Origin of the sequence: Paenarthrobacter sp. NPDC089307, assembly GCF_040685055.1 — a bacterium.
Taxonomy (GTDB): domain Bacteria; phylum Actinomycetota; class Actinomycetes; order Actinomycetales; family Micrococcaceae; genus Arthrobacter.
Genome location: NZ_JBFBHE010000002.1, coordinates 720,824 through 734,616, shown reverse-complemented (window position 1 = coordinate 734,616; position 13,793 = coordinate 720,824). Strand labels below are relative to the sequence as shown.

Sequence of the window (13,793 nt, the reverse complement as noted above, 5' to 3'; positions counted from 1 at the left end):
CGCGGTGGTCCGGGCCTAGGGGCAGTTCAGTGTGCCGGTGAGGGGCTGGCCTGCCCAGCTGTTGGTGGAGTTGGGAACCTTGTAGTAGCCACGGATCTGGTAGGTCCAGGTTCCGCTGAGGGCGCCGACGCTCTGGATTCCTGAACTGTAGGACCGGCCGGTGCTCTTGCTGAGGTCGCCGGTGAACTGCACCACACCGTCGGGATCAATGACCTTGAGCTCGTAGTAGTTCGCGTAGGTGATGGCCGTGTAGCTGGCAACGCTGATCTTTGCCTGGCCAAACCACAAAAAGGAGTCGCAGCTCTTGGTCACCGAAACACTGTTGGCCGCCGGTGCCTGGATCCTGGCCGCGGCCACTGGCATGCCGGCACTTTCCGTGTCGTTGAACTGCGCATTCGCCGGCGAAAGGGAAAAGCCCATCAGCACCAACAGGGCAGCCAGCAGTACGGCCGGTACCCGCCAAAGGATGGGCTTGACGTGCATGATGTGTCGTTACTTCCGTTTCATTGGGGTGGCCGCTCAAGACTGAAGAAAGCGTCGTGGTCGCTGGCATGGGAATGGCCGGGAACCGGCCTGAAGGGCAAACGGGCCGGTTCCCGGGGCTTTGTTGTTTGGTGGTGCTTATTTGGTGGTTTCGGTGCGTTGGGTGCCGGTGAAGGCGAAGGCGATGGTGGAGGTTGCGCCTTGGAAGGTGTTGTCGGCGGTGGTGGGGAAGGCGGTGGTGACTTTGAGGTTGTCGGTCTTGGCGGAGGTCAGGGAGGTGAGGTTGTTCAGGACCTTGTTCGCTGCGATGACGGGGGCTGAGGCCAGGACGGTGGTTTTGGTTCCGGCGCAGGTGTAGGGCGCCGCGGCGCCGGTCCAGGCCACGGAGCAGTTTTCGATGCTCAGCTGCAGGCCGTTGGTGGCGTCGGTGGTGAGCAGGGATGCGGTGGCCCCGGCGGAGGTGGTGAGGGTGACGTTGTTCAGGTCGGAGTTGCCGGTGTTGGCCAGGGTGACGAGCTTTTCGACTTTGTCACCGGGGAGCAGTCCTGCGATGGGGACGTTGAGGGTGTTGGCTGGTCCGGGGGCGCCCAGGGCGATGGTGACGGTGCCTGCGGTGACTGCTTGTGAGGCGGAGGTGGAAGAGGTGAACGCGCCGTAGGTTCCCATGCCGGCGACGGCGGCTGCGGTGCCGACCAGTGCGACGGAGGCGAGGATTTTGCCGGAGGTGGTCTTGAGGCTGATGGCCATGGGGATCAGTGTCCTTTCGTGTGGCCACCGTGAGACCGGCCGGCCTGTTGTTCCAGCCTTCCTGGCTGACAGGATTTACTTTGCCGGGCCTGGATCAAGAACAAATCCTGCAAACCCACAACACTTCCTCAGGAAAACCTCAAGAAAACCGCAGCCGCCCAGGCGGCGCCCAGCACCGATCCGGGCAGCCGCCCGATCTTGAGGGCAAGCGGATGGAGCCTTGACGGTTTCTTGAGCCACGTCCAAGAAAGTATTAAGTACAAGGCATACGGCGCGGACTCTGCCGGCATGATTGCCGGCCAGGGAAGGAAGGCACTGTGAGGGATCAGGTGAACAGATCGCGACGGCGCTGGGCCGCGTCCCTGGCTGCCGTCGCGGCGTGTTTTCTGATCGGTGCCCCGGCTGCCTATGGCGCCTTCGACACCAACACCACCGCCGCGGTCCTCGCCAGTGCCTACACCCTGAGAGCTCCAACGGGTGATGCCATGTCTGCCAGTTGCGAGCAGGTGGGGAGCAGCGGAAAATACCGTCTCAGGATTTCCGTCACGGCTACTGCCTCCGAGGCGCGGGCGAATTTCTACGTCCTCAATTTGGTAAGCCCCAACGGAGCCGTCACCACAGTGGACCTCGTCGCAGGGGCAGCCCAGTATGACTCAGGGACTTCACCAGGTGCGGCGCGCGGCACCTGGAACTACTCCGTGCAATCGCAGTATCGCGTGCCGAACTCGACCAACGTATGGTCCAGCAGTGCCACTCCTTCCACGATCATGTGCTGAGGCGGAAGCCCGATGGGGTGCTGCCGCCTCACCGTGACAGTTATCCACAACCCCGAGCGAACAAAGCAATGCCGTCTTCCTGAACGGGTAGGCTGGAGATCTCGGCTGATGCAGGTGGCCGCAGGAACCACCAAGCGGAGCCATATCTTCCATGTCAGCTGACCTTGACCTGACTGCCCTTGCGGCGTCTTCCCTTTCCCTTCCTGAATTGCGCGATGGCCAACTTTCCGGTGCGGGCGCCCTTGCCGAGGGCCGCGATGTTCTTGCTGTCATGCCAACCGGGTACGGAAAATCCGCCATCTACCAACTCGCGGCGCTGTACCTTCATCAACAAACCAAGCGTCCCGCCGTCGTGGTTTCACCCCTGATTGCCCTGCAGGAGGACCAGCTGGAGGGGCTCGCCGAGGACCTGGGTGAGGGGGCCGCCGTCGCGATTAATTCTTCGCGCACGGACGCAGAGGTGGAGGAGGCCTGGCAAATGGCCGAAGCCGGCCATGCAATCTTCCTGTTCCTGGCCCCGGAGCAACTGGCCAAACAGGAAACCGTTGAGCGGATCGCCGCGCTGGACATCTCCATGTTCGTGGTGGACGAGGCCCACTGTGTGTCTGCGTGGGGCCATGACTTCCGCCCAGACTATTTGGAACTGGGCAACGTTCGCGAGCGGCTCGGGAATCCGCCGGTGATAGCCCTCACCGCAACAGCTTCCCCGCCCGTAAGGGAAGAGATCGTTGAGCGGCTGGGCATGAAGGATCCCTTGATCCTGGTGCGTGGTTTCGATCGGCCCAACATCGGCCTCGCCGTTGAACGGCACCAAGAGGACAAAGCCAAGCGCAAAGCCGTCATTGAGCAGGTGGTGGCTCTGTCCAAGAATGAAGGGATAGGGCTCCTGTATGCCGCCACGCGCAAAGACACCGAAAAGTATGCAGCCCGGCTGGTGGAACTGGGCCTGAGGGCAGAGGCCTATCACGCAGGCCGGGCCGACGCTGACCGGGAAAGCATCCATGAAAGATTCCTGGATGACCAACTTGATGTGGTGGTGGCTACTACTGCTTTCGGCATGGGGATCGACAAAGCCAACGTGACGTTCGTGGTGCACGCGGACATTCCGGAGTCCTTGGATTCTTATTACCAGGAAATTGGCCGTGCCGGCCGTGATGGCGAAGCTGCTGCGGCCATCCTCCATTACCGCGCCGAAGACCTCGGGCTTCGTAAGTTCTTCGGTACACATTCGCCGGATCCCGAGGCCTTGAAAGCCGTCCTGACAGTGATCAAGAACGCCGGCTCGCCTGCCCCGAAGTCCGCCGTGGTGGAGCTGACCGGACTCCCGGCCAGAAGGGTCACCGGATTGGTGAACCAGTTGGAAGAGGCTGGAGCAGTGAAAACCGGCAAGCGCGGAATCCGGCTCAAGTCCAAAGCCAAGTTGTCCAGCCTGGTGGACCGGGCTGTCGAATTGGCGGAGGCGCGGCAACGTGTTGACCAATCCCGGCTCACCATGATGCGGGCCTACGCAGAAACGGACGCGTGCCGCCGCCAGTTCCTGTTGGGCTACTTCGGCGAGGACCTGCCGGAGCCTTGTGGCAATTGCGATGCCTGCGCTGACGTCCGCACCGAGGATACGCCGGGTTCGGGCAGCCATACGGCCTCGAGCGCTGAGAAACGGTTCCCCCTGCAGTCAACCGTGATCCACAAGGACTGGGGTCCTGGACTGGTCATGCGGCACGAGGATGACGTCATTACTGTCTTGTTCGAGCAGGAGGGGTACAAGACCCTGTCCAGTACCGCCGTCGTCGAGCATGAACTGCTAAGGCCCGCCTAGGCGCGGGTGGCTCGCGGCCGTCTCGTCATAACGGCCACGGCCAATGCGGCCGCCAGGGCTGCCGCGCTGACCAGATACAGCAGTCCGCCCCACGGTGCATAGTCGCCGCCGGAAATGAGGAACGCATCGGCCAGCGCCATTCCTGCAGGGAAGGACACCCAAAAATATGATGGTGCACCGAGCCCCAGGATCAGGAGGTCGAGGAGCACAACGGTCCTCAACTTCGAAATGCGGCGGGTCGCTGCGCCCAACACCACTGTGGCGCCCAGTGCTGTTCCGATGAGGGCACACGTCACAACCGTGGCTGCCGGGATTGACTCGTTGGCCCGCGCCAGGCCCAGGTGGATTTCTTCCAGGCTCGCGCCCGGAACAGCGGCAAGGGGATTCCACACCAGGATCTGCAGTGCTGCGGTCGCTGCATACGCGGCTATTGCCGCGAGTCCGAGCAGGCCAACCGTGACCCGCAATGCGTGAGCATTCTTTTCTGCTATCCCCATGATGGGAGCCTAGCCGGGCTTCAGGTATTCAGCTCCACCATCAGGGCCGGCAGTTCGTCGGCGAGTTCGCGGGCCAGGAAACCCAGGGGACCAAGTTTGCTCGCCAGGCGATCCGCGGCGGCCGCGTGCAGATGCGTGCCCCAGCAGGAGGCCTGGGCATTGCTGGTGCCGCGGGCCCTGAGTCCGGCGATGGCCCCGGCCAGGACGTCCCCGCTGCCCGAAGTACCTAAACCGCCGTAGCCGGTGGTGATTTTCCAGAGTTCGGGCTCCTGGCCCGGGGTGTCCTGCGGTCCGGCAATAAATCCCTGGCAGCTCACCACGGCATCAAACCGCTGGGCGATGTGGAGGACCGCAGCCTCGAGATCGTCCACCTCCCTGCCCAACAGGAGTCCAGCCTCGGTCGGGTTGGGGGTGAGGATCAGGCGTCCACGCCAGGGGTCCAGCAGGTCCTCGACCTTGCCAAGGGCTCCCAGGGCATAGGCGTCAAGAACGACGGCGGGACCGCCTGCTGCGGGAGTGTCGCCCTGGGACTCCTCCCGTTCCAGCAGGGCCCGAAGCATCGATTCGGCGAGGTCGAGATCGTCCAGCCCGGGACCCACCAACAGGGTGTCGGCACGATCCAGATAGGAGGAGATCCGGTCGAGTCCTTCACCTGTGAGGGACCCGTCGGGGGTCTCCGGCAATCCGAGCGAACCGCATTCCGGCAGCACAACACCTACCTGTATTGCTGCGGACTCGGCAACGGCTAGCGTTATTTTGCCCGCCCCGGCGCGCAGGGCCGCAGTTCCGGCGAGGATTGCCGCTCCGGGGGTGGCCCGGGCACCGCCGATGACCAGAACTGCTCCGCGGGAATACTTGTCATCGCCAGGTGCCGGCAGCGGCCAGTCCCGAAGTAGCGACGGCGTCACCAACGTGGGGTCACTGGGGGTGGACACTGGCATCTCCCGCGTGTTCAGTGACCGCGACACCCTGCTCGGTGAGGTGGTCGGCAACATTGAAACTCTCCAGTTGCCACGGTCCCGAGCCTGACGGGCGCACGTACCGCGTGATTGAGGCGTTCAGCACCGACGTCGTTGCGGCGAGGTCAAGGATCTCCTCTTCAGACATACCCTCCAGGACGTAACGAACCAGGAGGATCACCGCGTCGTGGCAAACCAGCATCACGCGCTGGCCTCGTGCGGAGGAATTGAGTTCGTCCAGGACCGAGCGGAGACGGAGGGCAACATCGGCCCAGGATTCTCCTCCAGGCGGGCGATAGTACAGTTTTCCCAGCCACAAGCGCCGCTCGGCCTCGTCCGGATAGCGGTTCTTTACGCCCAGGCTGGTGAGCCTGTCCAGAATGCCCAGCTCCCTGTCGCGGAGGCGTTCATCGGTGAGAACTTTGACGGGCCATCCCGCAGTTTCGACGGCGATTTCCGCCGTCTGCCTGGCGCGGGCGTAAGGGGAGGACACGACAGCGTCCGGTCGCAGGTCCTCGGCGATCCTGGCCAAAGCCGTCCCCAATGCCTTGGCCTGGTCCTGCCCGGTGCCCGAGAGGTTCACATCAGGATCCCTGGCGGGCACGTCAATAATCTCTGCTCCTGCCACCCGCGCCTCGGTGGCAGCCACGTTCCCTTCGCTCTCACCGTGCCGGACAAGCAGCAATTCCACGGCACCGGCCTCCTGCACGGCGTCTGTCAGAACATCTTCGTTCACAAAAAGTCACCCTTCCGTGCGCGTTACCGATGCAGCACACTACCCACTGCGTACCCACCGGTCCAGAGACTAAACGCTCGACGCCGGATCGGGAACCTCTGTTGCCCGGCCCGCCAGTGAAGTATGTTGCTCGCATGAAGGACACATACCAAGTCATTGTGGTCGGTGCCGGATTTGCAGGCGTTGCTGCAGCCAAGGAACTTGGCCGCAAAGGTGTACGCGTCTTGCTCATCGACTCGAACAACTACCACCAATTCCAGCCCCTTCTGTACCAGGTGGCTACGTCGCAAATAGGTGTCTCCGCGATTGCACGGCCGCTCCGTTCGGTGTTCCGCCGCCATAAGACGGTCAAGGTGCTCACGGCAACAGTGCAATCCGTGGATTCGGCACAGCGCTCTGTGACCACTGCCGACGGCCAGACCTTTAAAGCTGAAATCCTGGTTCTCGCCGTGGGCGCAGTCCCCAACTTCTTCAACACCCCGGGAGCCGAGGACCTGGCCTTTCCCCTCTACTCCGTCATGGACGCCACCAGGCTGGGCACGGGGCTCACCCGGCTGCTGGACCAGGCCGACAAGGACCCGGACAGCCGCGTTGATGTTGTAGTGGTTGGGGGAGGCCCCACTGGGGTGGAAACTGCCGGCGCCATGGCAGAAAACGTGAAATACGTGGTGCGAAAGTATTTTTCGCCGGAGCTCGCGGCCCGTTGCCGGGTGCATCTGGTGGACATGGTCCCCAGCGTCCTGAACATGTTTTCCACTAAATCCCAGAAGTATGCGACGGAACATCTGCAGAAAGTGGGCGTCCAGTTGCACATGGGAGTGGGGGTTACCGAAGTCCGGCGCGATGGTGTGGCCCTTGCCGACGGGACTTCCGTTCCTGGACAGATGGTGGTGTGGGCAGGGGGCCTGAAAGCCGGAGACATCATTGCTGGTTCCGGTCTGGCCCAGGGGAGGGGCGGGCGTATCGACGTCCGAACGGATCTCACGGCGCCGGATGTCGATGGCGTGTACGTCATCGGGGATTGCGCCAACATCACGGACTCAACCGGGGCCAAGCTCCCGCAGCTTGGTTCCGTGGCCCAGCAGGCTGGAAAGTGGGCGGCCAAGAACATTCTGGCTGATCTCGAGGGAGGCACACGGACGCCGTTCCGGTACGTGGACAAGGGTTACATGGCGATGGTGGGGCGGGGAGCTGCAGTGGCAGAGCTCGGCCGCAAGCGAATCCAGTTGCAGGGCGTTTTCGCGTTCCTGTCCTGGCTGCTGGTCCATTTAGCGCTGCTGTCCGGACTTCAGCAAAAAATCCGGGCCCTGTTTTCCTGGCTCAACGGCTATCTCCTGCACAGTCCCGCCCAGGTGGTGGTCAGCGGGCCCGTGGCGCACGAACCTCCGCAGCCGGCTCCACCGGCGCCCATCGAATCAAAGGAGCCGTGAAGGGGTGTTCCTTTTGTAGTTACGGTGAGCCAGCAGTGCGTGGACCACAAGGAGTATTCCAGCCACAGTGAGCAGGAATCCTTGAAGGGGTATTGCCAGCAGGATCAGGAGGACACCCAACGCAGCAGCAACGACATCCCGGATGCGGGGGTGAACCGGTCCGCGCGCGGGAACGCCGGAATCCAGTTGGCGGGCCAGGTCGGGATCCTGGATGAAAAGCTCGCGCTCAAGTTGCTCCAGAACCCGGCGCTCCCGTTCTGAAAGCGGCATAGCGGTACCTCCTCAGCGCTACGGCTTTAGTCCATGTGGTGATCACCAGGTCCCCTGAACAACCGGAACCCCAGCGACCCAATTAGCTAAGCATGCTTAGTATTCAGACCGCAAGCATAAATTTGGCGTGGTTGAGCGCCCACGGGCATCTGCTGGGAAGATGGCAGGAGGAAACCCGAATGAGGAGAAGCATGACACTCAAAGAACGCTTGAAGGCAGACGTCGTCGACCATATGAAAGCAGGCAACAAAGTTGCCCTGACCACGGTTCGCAACGTCCTGGGTGAAATCACCACCCGCGAGAAGTCTGGCAAGACGCCGGTAGAGCTCGACGACGCGCAGGTCACCTCGTTGCTGCAGAAGGAAGCCGCGAAGCGGCGGGATACGGCGCGGATCTATACGGAGGCGGGGGAGGCCGACCGTGCAGCAGCCGAAGTTGAAGAGGCCGAGATTATCGAGGCTTACCTCCCCAAAGCGCTCACCCGTGAAGAAGTAGAGGCAATCGTGGACGAGGCTATCGCAGCCCTCAAAGCTGATGGCCAGGAACTCTCCATGAGGTCAATCGGCGCTGTTATGAAACCTGTGACCGCAAAGGTTGCAGGGCGCTTCGATGGCAAGGCCGTCAGCGAGATCGTGCGGGGCCGTCTGGCGTAACCGCCAACGGCTCAGTTGACCCCAAGCAGCCACCGCAGAGTGTCAGCGTTACGCACGGCGTTACCACCGCCGTCGTTATTGAAGTAGACGTAAACGTCCTTGCCGGAGCCGCTCCACTCACGGATCCTGTCCGCCCACCACCTCAAATCGTCCTCTGAGTAGGAGCCGCCGTAGAGGTGCTGGTGGTCCGGGCCGTGCATGCGGATGTAGACGAATGGCGCGGTGGCGCGCAGGATGCACGGCAGGTTGGCGCCGCTCATGATGCAATAGGCGGCTTGGTGGCGTTCCAGTAACGCGTACACATCGGGGTGGTCCCAGCTATCGTGCCGGAACTCGACGGCGACGCGGATCCAGTGCGGAAGGGCGGCCAGAAAGTAGTCGAGCCGGGCGTCGTCGCGGGCGAAACCAGGTGGGAGCTGGGCCAACAGGACTGCCCTTTTGTCGCCGAGTTCGTGCCAGCAGTGGACGATGCGTTCCACCCACACCTCAGGGCTGTACAGCTTCTTGGCGTGTGTCAGTCCGCGCGGCGCTTTGACCGACATGGCGAATCCCGCTGGCAGCCGTTCCCGCCAACCCGCGAAGGTGGTGTCGCGGGGCCAACGGTAGAAACTGGCATTCAGCTCGACTGTGTTAAATCGTGCTGTGTACTGGGGCAGGCGTTTGGCAGCAGGCAGGCCCGGGGGATAGAGCACGTTCTCCCAATGGTCGTAGCTCCAGCCCGATGTGCCGATGTGGATGCCCATGGTGAGGATGTACCCCTGGTGGCAGTTCCTTAACGCGCCGTTCTGTTGGTGCCGGTCCGCGCCATCAGCGCCCTGAGGTCATCGGCAACCTTTGCTACTTCTCGCTGACGAGCGCTGCGGGGTGTTCTCGTGCCGTGGCTTGACGGCCGTGGCGCCTGGGTTGCAGCACGGGAAGGACGGTAAATTTGGGGATCACGCACGGGCTGGACGTCAACGTTGACGGTGCCCTGCAAGGGATCGTGGAAGAGGGGGAAGCTCATGATCCCTGATCCTGACACAACCGGACCGTCGCCGAAATGGACAATCGCATACCGGCTCAGGGAGTCGCTGTGCAACTGTCCATAAGTGGCACGGCGGGGCTGCTCTGTCAGGACTCTGGCAGGGCGCTGAAGTGGAAGTGTCTAATGCTCAGTAAAGCGACCACTAAGCCACTTAATGCTCTGATTCATGAGCATTAACTCCGCATCTCGATGAAGCCCCGTTAGAAAGCTACCCCCACAGCGCCTTCTTGAGCAGCGTCCTCAGTTGCGCGTTCTCATCGTCGTTCAGTGCTGCCAGCTGTGTCTGCTCGCACACCTCGAGCGCTGCCCGCGCCTTGTTGTGGATCCGTCGGCCCTCAGAGGTGGAGACGATGATCTTCGCACGCCGGTCCTGCTTGCCCTGAGCCCTTTTTACCAGGCCCCGGTGCTCAAGGTCGTCAACCAGGCTGACCACTTGGCTGGGGTCCAGGCTGAGGAAATCGGCAAGCTCGCGTTGGGTGGGTTCCAGTCCGCTACAGGCCAGCGTCAGCACGGAGAAGGATCGCTCCCGGAGCCCGTAGTCCGCCAAAGCCTTGTTGTTCAGGAGTGAGCCTGTGGCATGCAGCTTGGCCAGGAGCAGCCCCACGTCGCTGCCGATTTTGGCCGCAGCAAGGCGCGGGGTTTCCAGTTCGGTGCTTGGCTGGCTCATGACAACTCCAATAGTAATGAAAAACAATCGTTGACTTTTTCAATGATCCGTATTCTCATTGATCCTGACAAGGATCTCACGAACGCAGTGGGATCGGCCCACCGGCTCCTGCCGGTTACTGCATGCGAAGGAGCACGCCATGAGCTTGAACGGCAAGGTTGCAATCGTCACCGGAAGTGGACAGGGCCTTGGACTCGCCTACGCGAGGGAGCTCGCCCGCCAAGGCGCCGCCGTCGTTATTAATGACGTGAACGCCGCGACGGCTGCGGAAGCCGTCGCACAGATTGAGGCCGACGGCGGCCAGGCAACCGCCGTCGTGGTTCCGGTGGGTACGACTGACGCTGCCAAGGCACTGGTCGCGGGCGCTGTTGAGGCCTTCGGGCGCCTGGACATCCTGGTCACGAACGCAGGCATCCTCCGGGATAAGAGCCTGCTGAAGATGACCGACGAAGACTTCGACCTCGTCATCAACGTCCACCTCCGCGGAACTTTCACCTGTGTCCGCGAAGCCTTCGCCTACTTCAAGGAAAACAACATCGCCGGCCGGATCATCACCATCGGCTCGCCAACCGGCCAGCGCGGCAACTTCGGGCAGACCAATTATGCGGCGGCAAAGGCCGGGATTGTGGGCATGGTCCGGACGTGGGCGCTGGAAATGAAGAAGGCCGGAGTGACGGTTAACTCCGTGATTCCGGTGGCTGCCACAGCGATGACCAAGACGGTCCCGTATTTCCAAAAAGCTGTGGAGGCCGATGAACGGGGCGAGGCGATGCCGCGTTTCTTCCGCCACGCCCTCGGGTTTGGAACGGCCGACGACGTCGCCGGCTTGATAGCGTTCCTCGCCTCTGACGCGGCTTCCGGAATAACAGGTCAGGCGATCGGTGCCGGCGGTGACCGCCTGCAGGTCTGGACGCACCCGACGGCGGCGACCACCGAATACCGCGACGGTGGCTGGAGCTACGAGGCCCTGCAGGAGAACGCCGGCACACTGTTCGGCGAGGATGCTTTGCAGGGATACGGCGAGGAATTCCTGCCCCTGCCCGAAGAGCTCCAGCCGGAACCGGCACAGGCACGTTGAGCATGGCGCGGTATGAATTGGGCATCGATGCTGCTGCCTTGGACGCGATCGACATGCACGTCCACCTGGAAGTGGACAGTTGCGGGCACGGCTCTCTTCCGGACACCCTCACAGAGGCCTCGGCGAAATACTTCAAGACCGAGGACAGGACCCCATCGCTGGACAGGATCGCGGAGATCTACCGCGAACTGAACATGGCCGCCGTCGTATTTACCGTCGACGCCCGGACGCAACTGAAACACGAACCCAACAGCATCCCGGAACTGATCGAGGGTGCGGCGCGGAACAATGACGTCCTGATTCCCTTTGGCAGCGTTGACCCGCGAACGGGGGAGGACGCGATCGCCGGAGCCAAGCACCAGGCTGTTGAGTTGGGCGCCCGGGGATTCAAGTTCCACCCGTCACTTCAGGGCTTTGATCCGTCCAACGAGACTTTCTACCCACTCTGGGAGACGCTGCAGGAGCTCGGACTGCCCTGTATTTTCCACACCGGCCAGAACGGGATGGGTGCGGGCCTGCCCGGTGGATACGGCATCAAGCTGGCCTACTCCAACCCGCTGTTGCTGGACGCGGTCGCCGCTGATTTTCCGGGCCTGCAGATCATCATGGCCCACCCCTCGGTTCCGTGGCAGGACGAGGCGAACTCGATCGCGACCCACAAGTCCAACGTGTTCATCGACCTCTCCGGCTGGTCGCCCAAGTACTTCCCGGAATCGCTGGTTCGTCTGTCCAACAGTGTGCTGCAGGACAAAGTGCTGTTTGGCACGGACTTCCCGCTGATCACGCCGCAGAAGTGGCTTGGCGCCTTTGCGGACCTGCCGTTGAAGGACGAGGTCCGCCCGAAGATCCTCAAGGACAACGCCGTCCGCCTGCTGGGCTTGGGCGGTTGAGATGACCACAAGCACGACGACGGACATCGGCCTGGGTGCCTCGCTATCCGAGGCGGGTGCCCGGCTTTACCCGGCGGCGGATTGGTACGACGCCGAAGCACTCCTCAGCCATGGCGAGCGCGAAGTTTTGGCCCGGCTGCGGGACTTCCTGGACGCCGAAGCCAAACCAATCCTGGCCGATTACTGGGAGCGCGGCGAGTTTCCGGAACAACTGGCACAACCGCTCATCGATCTTGACCTGATGGAACCATTCGATGCTCCGGCCCGGGAAATTTTTCACGGATTCAGGATCTTTGAGCTTGCCCGGTCAGATGCATCCCTAGCCACTTGGTACACCGCCCAGGCTGGCCTCTTCCGGACGGCAATCCGTGTGGGGGCCTCGGGAGAACAGCAGCGCGAATGGATGCCCCGCGTGATCGATTTCTCGCTCAAGGGCGTCTTCTCCCTGACTGAGCCTGAGCACGGCTCGGACATCGCCCGTGGCCTGGCCACCACCGCACGCTTCGAACCGGGAGCCGGCGGCGGCACGGGCTCCGGTTCCTGGGTACTGGACGGCGCCAAGCGGTGGATCGGCGGCGCCTCCACGGCAGATGTGTTGTGCGTGTTCGCCAGGGACATCGCGGACGGGCAGGTCAAGGGATTTCTCGTCGACCGAACCGCTCCCGGGGTCGCCCTGGAGAAGATCCATGGCAAGGCCTCCCTTCGCATGATGCAAAACGCCCACATCGCATTGGACAACGTACGGGTTCCCGAGGCCCGGCGCCTGCACAACGTGAACTCGTTCAAGGACGTCGCAGCGATGCTGAGGGCGATGCGCTCGGACGTCGCGTGGATCGCGACAGGCGTCCAGGCCGGCGCCTTCGAAGCCGCGCTGGCCTACGTCAAAGGGCGTCAGCAGTTCGGCCGTTCGCTGGGATCGTTCCAGCTGGTCCAGGAGAAGCTGGCGCGCATGCTCGGCAACGTCACGGCGTCCCTTTCCCTGGTGGTCCGGCTGACCGAACAACAAGGCCACGGGATCTACCGGGACCAGGACTCGGCACTGGCCAAAATGCAGACCAGCCTGATGATGCGCGAAACCGTCGCTTTGGCACGCGAAGTGGCAGGCGGCAACGGTATTACGCTCGCCGCCGACGTCGCGCGTTTCCATGCCGACGCCGAAGCCGTCTATTCATACGAAGGCACGCACGAGATCAACGCCTTGATCGTCGGCCGCGCCCTCACCGGCCACAGTGCCTTCACCCACTAACCACCAGCAAAACCACAACCAGGAGGCAACGATGCCCAATCTCGTCGTCGATTTCGACACCCTGCTCACCATGTCCGGCAAGGACCTCGGCACAACTGACTACCGCGAGATCACCCAGGAGCAGATCAACCTGTTCGCCGATGCCACGGACGATCAGCAGTGGATCCATACGGACCCGGAACGCGCCAAGGATGGTCCTTTCGGGGCCCCGATCGCGCACGGCTTCCTCACTCTGTCCCTGATCATTCCGTTCTGGGGCGAACTGTTCGACGTCAACGGCGTCACCACCAAGGTCAACTACGGGCTGGACAAAGTACGTTTCACTTCACCGGTCAAGGTGGGCTCGAAGGTCCGCATGCAGGGCAGCATCGCCGAGGTTACCGAGGTCAAGGGCGGCGCCCAGATCAAGGTCAACGCCACCATCGAGATCGAAGGCCAGGAACGTCCCGCAGTCGTTGCTGAGTTCCTCGCCCGTTTCTACAAGTAAACCCACGTCCCTTCCCTCCTCTCCCAAGGAACCG

At 62.5% G+C, this 13,793-nt stretch carries 17 protein-coding genes; 8 read left to right on the top strand and 9 right to left on the bottom strand.

The window, feature by feature from the left end:
* Positions 1-15: 15 nt before the first annotated feature.
* Both AB0N72_RS07280 and AB0N72_RS07275 read right to left on the bottom strand, forming a co-directional pair.
* Entirely contained in the window at positions 16-483 is a 468-nt protein-coding gene (locus AB0N72_RS07280) for a hypothetical protein (RefSeq protein ID WP_363930296.1), read from the bottom strand.
* Between the two features lie 138 nt (positions 484-621).
* Positions 622-1,230: a TasA family protein gene (locus AB0N72_RS07275; protein WP_363930295.1), complete on the bottom strand. Its 609-nt coding sequence runs from the start codon at positions 1,228-1,230 to the stop codon at positions 622-624.
* A 317-nt stretch (positions 1,231-1,547) separates the two neighbouring features.
* On the opposite strand from AB0N72_RS07275, the gene AB0N72_RS07270 reads away from it, so the two are divergent.
* Complete coding sequence (locus AB0N72_RS07270) at positions 1,548-2,006, top strand: hypothetical protein (RefSeq protein ID WP_363930294.1); 459 nt, start codon at positions 1,548-1,550, stop codon at positions 2,004-2,006.
* Positions 2,007-2,157: 151 nt separating this feature from the next.
* Positions 2,158-3,822 (top strand): RecQ family ATP-dependent DNA helicase, encoded by a 1,665-nt coding sequence (locus AB0N72_RS07265; protein ID WP_363930293.1) that lies wholly within the window; start codon positions 2,158-2,160, stop codon positions 3,820-3,822.
* On the opposite strand, the gene AB0N72_RS07260 is transcribed toward AB0N72_RS07265, so the two are convergent.
* Genes AB0N72_RS07260 through AB0N72_RS07250 form a run of 3 tightly spaced genes read right to left on the bottom strand, consistent with a single transcriptional unit; the run spans position 3,819 to position 6,014 of the window.
* Positions 3,819-4,319 (bottom strand): hypothetical protein, encoded by a 501-nt coding sequence (locus tag AB0N72_RS07260; RefSeq protein WP_363930292.1) that lies wholly within the window; start codon positions 4,317-4,319, stop codon positions 3,819-3,821. The genes AB0N72_RS07265 and AB0N72_RS07260 overlap by 4 nt on opposite strands.
* A 20-nt stretch (positions 4,320-4,339) precedes the next feature.
* Positions 4,340-5,260, bottom strand: coding sequence for an NAD(P)H-hydrate dehydratase (locus tag AB0N72_RS07255; protein ID WP_363930291.1), 921 nt, complete (start codon positions 5,258-5,260; stop codon positions 4,340-4,342).
* A complete protein-coding gene (locus AB0N72_RS07250) occupies positions 5,238-6,014 on the bottom strand; it encodes a histidine phosphatase family protein (protein ID WP_363930290.1) in 777 nt (258 codons plus the stop codon). Before AB0N72_RS07250 ends, AB0N72_RS07255 begins: the two co-directional genes overlap by 23 nt.
* A 134-nt stretch (positions 6,015-6,148) precedes the next feature.
* Here AB0N72_RS07250 and AB0N72_RS07245 point away from each other — a divergent pair, with 134 nt between their 5' ends.
* The gene (locus tag AB0N72_RS07245; RefSeq protein WP_363930289.1) at positions 6,149-7,444 is read left to right on the top strand and encodes an NAD(P)/FAD-dependent oxidoreductase; all 1,296 of its coding nucleotides are present in this window, start codon (positions 6,149-6,151) and stop codon (positions 7,442-7,444) included.
* Here AB0N72_RS07245 and AB0N72_RS07240 read toward each other — a convergent pair.
* Positions 7,430-7,714, bottom strand: a complete 285-nt coding sequence (locus AB0N72_RS07240; RefSeq protein ID WP_363930288.1) for a DUF3040 domain-containing protein — start codon at positions 7,712-7,714, stop codon at positions 7,430-7,432. The two genes, AB0N72_RS07245 and AB0N72_RS07240, sit on opposite strands and share 15 nt — an antisense overlap.
* A 191-nt stretch (positions 7,715-7,905) precedes the next feature.
* Between AB0N72_RS07240 and AB0N72_RS07235 the strand changes: the two genes are divergently transcribed.
* The gene (locus AB0N72_RS07235) at positions 7,906-8,367 is read left to right on the top strand and encodes a GatB/YqeY domain-containing protein (RefSeq protein ID WP_363930287.1); all 462 of its coding nucleotides are present in this window, start codon (positions 7,906-7,908) and stop codon (positions 8,365-8,367) included.
* An 11-nt stretch (positions 8,368-8,378) separates the two neighbouring features.
* Here AB0N72_RS07235 and AB0N72_RS07230 read toward each other — a convergent pair whose 3' ends face one another.
* The 3 genes from AB0N72_RS07230 to AB0N72_RS07220 all read right to left on the bottom strand — a co-directional run bounded on the left by AB0N72_RS07230 (position 8,379) and on the right by AB0N72_RS07220 (position 10,058).
* Positions 8,379-9,110, bottom strand: a complete 732-nt coding sequence (locus tag AB0N72_RS07230) for a DUF72 domain-containing protein (protein WP_363930286.1) — start codon at positions 9,108-9,110, stop codon at positions 8,379-8,381.
* A 29-nt stretch (positions 9,111-9,139) separates the two neighbouring features.
* Positions 9,140-9,370: a hypothetical protein gene (locus AB0N72_RS07225; protein ID WP_363930285.1), complete on the bottom strand. Its 231-nt coding sequence runs from the start codon at positions 9,368-9,370 to the stop codon at positions 9,140-9,142.
* 229 nt (positions 9,371-9,599) lie between these two features.
* The gene (locus tag AB0N72_RS07220; RefSeq protein WP_363930284.1) at positions 9,600-10,058 is read right to left on the bottom strand and encodes a MarR family transcriptional regulator; all 459 of its coding nucleotides are present in this window, start codon (positions 10,056-10,058) and stop codon (positions 9,600-9,602) included.
* 139 nt (positions 10,059-10,197) lie between these two features.
* On the opposite strand from AB0N72_RS07220, the gene AB0N72_RS07215 reads away from it, so the two are divergent.
* Genes AB0N72_RS07215 through AB0N72_RS07200 form a run of 4 tightly spaced genes read left to right on the top strand, consistent with a single transcriptional unit; the run spans position 10,198 to position 13,759 of the window.
* Entirely contained in the window at positions 10,198-11,136 is a 939-nt protein-coding gene (locus AB0N72_RS07215; protein ID WP_363930283.1) for an SDR family NAD(P)-dependent oxidoreductase, read from the top strand.
* 2 nt (positions 11,137-11,138) lie between these two features.
* Positions 11,139-12,026 carry an amidohydrolase family protein gene (locus AB0N72_RS07210; RefSeq protein ID WP_363930282.1) on the top strand — a complete coding sequence of 296 codons (888 nt, stop codon included), beginning with the start codon at positions 11,139-11,141 and terminating at the stop codon, positions 12,024-12,026.
* 1 nt (position 12,027) lies between these two features.
* Positions 12,028-13,272 (top strand): acyl-CoA dehydrogenase family protein, encoded by a 1,245-nt coding sequence (locus AB0N72_RS07205; RefSeq protein ID WP_363930280.1) that lies wholly within the window; start codon positions 12,028-12,030, stop codon positions 13,270-13,272.
* Between the two features lie 31 nt (positions 13,273-13,303).
* The gene (locus tag AB0N72_RS07200) at positions 13,304-13,759 is read left to right on the top strand and encodes a MaoC family dehydratase (RefSeq protein WP_363930279.1); all 456 of its coding nucleotides are present in this window, start codon (positions 13,304-13,306) and stop codon (positions 13,757-13,759) included.
* The last annotated feature ends 34 nt before the right edge of the window (positions 13,760-13,793 follow it).

Excerpts from the sequence above, each read along its gene's own strand:
- AB0N72_RS07280 (WP_363930296.1), bottom strand. The coding sequence starts at position 483 with ATGCACGTCAAGCCCATCCTTTGGCGGGTACCGGCCGTACTGCTGGCT.
- AB0N72_RS07275 (WP_363930295.1), bottom strand. The coding sequence starts at position 1,230 with ATGGCCATCAGCCTCAAGACCACCTCCGGCAAAATCCTCGCCTCCGTC.
- AB0N72_RS07265 (WP_363930293.1), top strand. The coding sequence starts at position 2,158 with ATGTCAGCTGACCTTGACCTGACTGCCCTTGCGGCGTCTTCCCTTTCC.
- AB0N72_RS07260 (WP_363930292.1), bottom strand. The coding sequence starts at position 4,319 with ATGGGGATAGCAGAAAAGAATGCTCACGCATTGCGGGTCACGGTTGGC.
- AB0N72_RS07255 (WP_363930291.1), bottom strand. The coding sequence starts at position 5,260 with ATGCCAGTGTCCACCCCCAGTGACCCCACGTTGGTGACGCCGTCGCTA.
- AB0N72_RS07245 (WP_363930289.1), top strand. The coding sequence starts at position 6,149 with ATGAAGGACACATACCAAGTCATTGTGGTCGGTGCCGGATTTGCAGGC.
- AB0N72_RS07240 (WP_363930288.1), bottom strand. The coding sequence starts at position 7,714 with ATGCCGCTTTCAGAACGGGAGCGCCGGGTTCTGGAGCAACTTGAGCGC.
- AB0N72_RS07235 (WP_363930287.1), top strand. The coding sequence starts at position 7,906 with ATGACACTCAAAGAACGCTTGAAGGCAGACGTCGTCGACCATATGAAA.
- AB0N72_RS07230 (WP_363930286.1), bottom strand. The coding sequence starts at position 9,110 with ATGGGCATCCACATCGGCACATCGGGCTGGAGCTACGACCATTGGGAG.
- AB0N72_RS07225 (WP_363930285.1), bottom strand. The coding sequence starts at position 9,370 with ATGAGCTTCCCCCTCTTCCACGATCCCTTGCAGGGCACCGTCAACGTT.
- AB0N72_RS07220 (WP_363930284.1), bottom strand. The coding sequence starts at position 10,058 with ATGAGCCAGCCAAGCACCGAACTGGAAACCCCGCGCCTTGCTGCGGCC.
- AB0N72_RS07215 (WP_363930283.1), top strand. The coding sequence starts at position 10,198 with ATGAGCTTGAACGGCAAGGTTGCAATCGTCACCGGAAGTGGACAGGGC.
- AB0N72_RS07210 (WP_363930282.1), top strand. The coding sequence starts at position 11,139 with ATGGCGCGGTATGAATTGGGCATCGATGCTGCTGCCTTGGACGCGATC.
- AB0N72_RS07205 (WP_363930280.1), top strand. The coding sequence starts at position 12,028 with ATGACCACAAGCACGACGACGGACATCGGCCTGGGTGCCTCGCTATCC.
- AB0N72_RS07200 (WP_363930279.1), top strand. The coding sequence starts at position 13,304 with ATGCCCAATCTCGTCGTCGATTTCGACACCCTGCTCACCATGTCCGGC.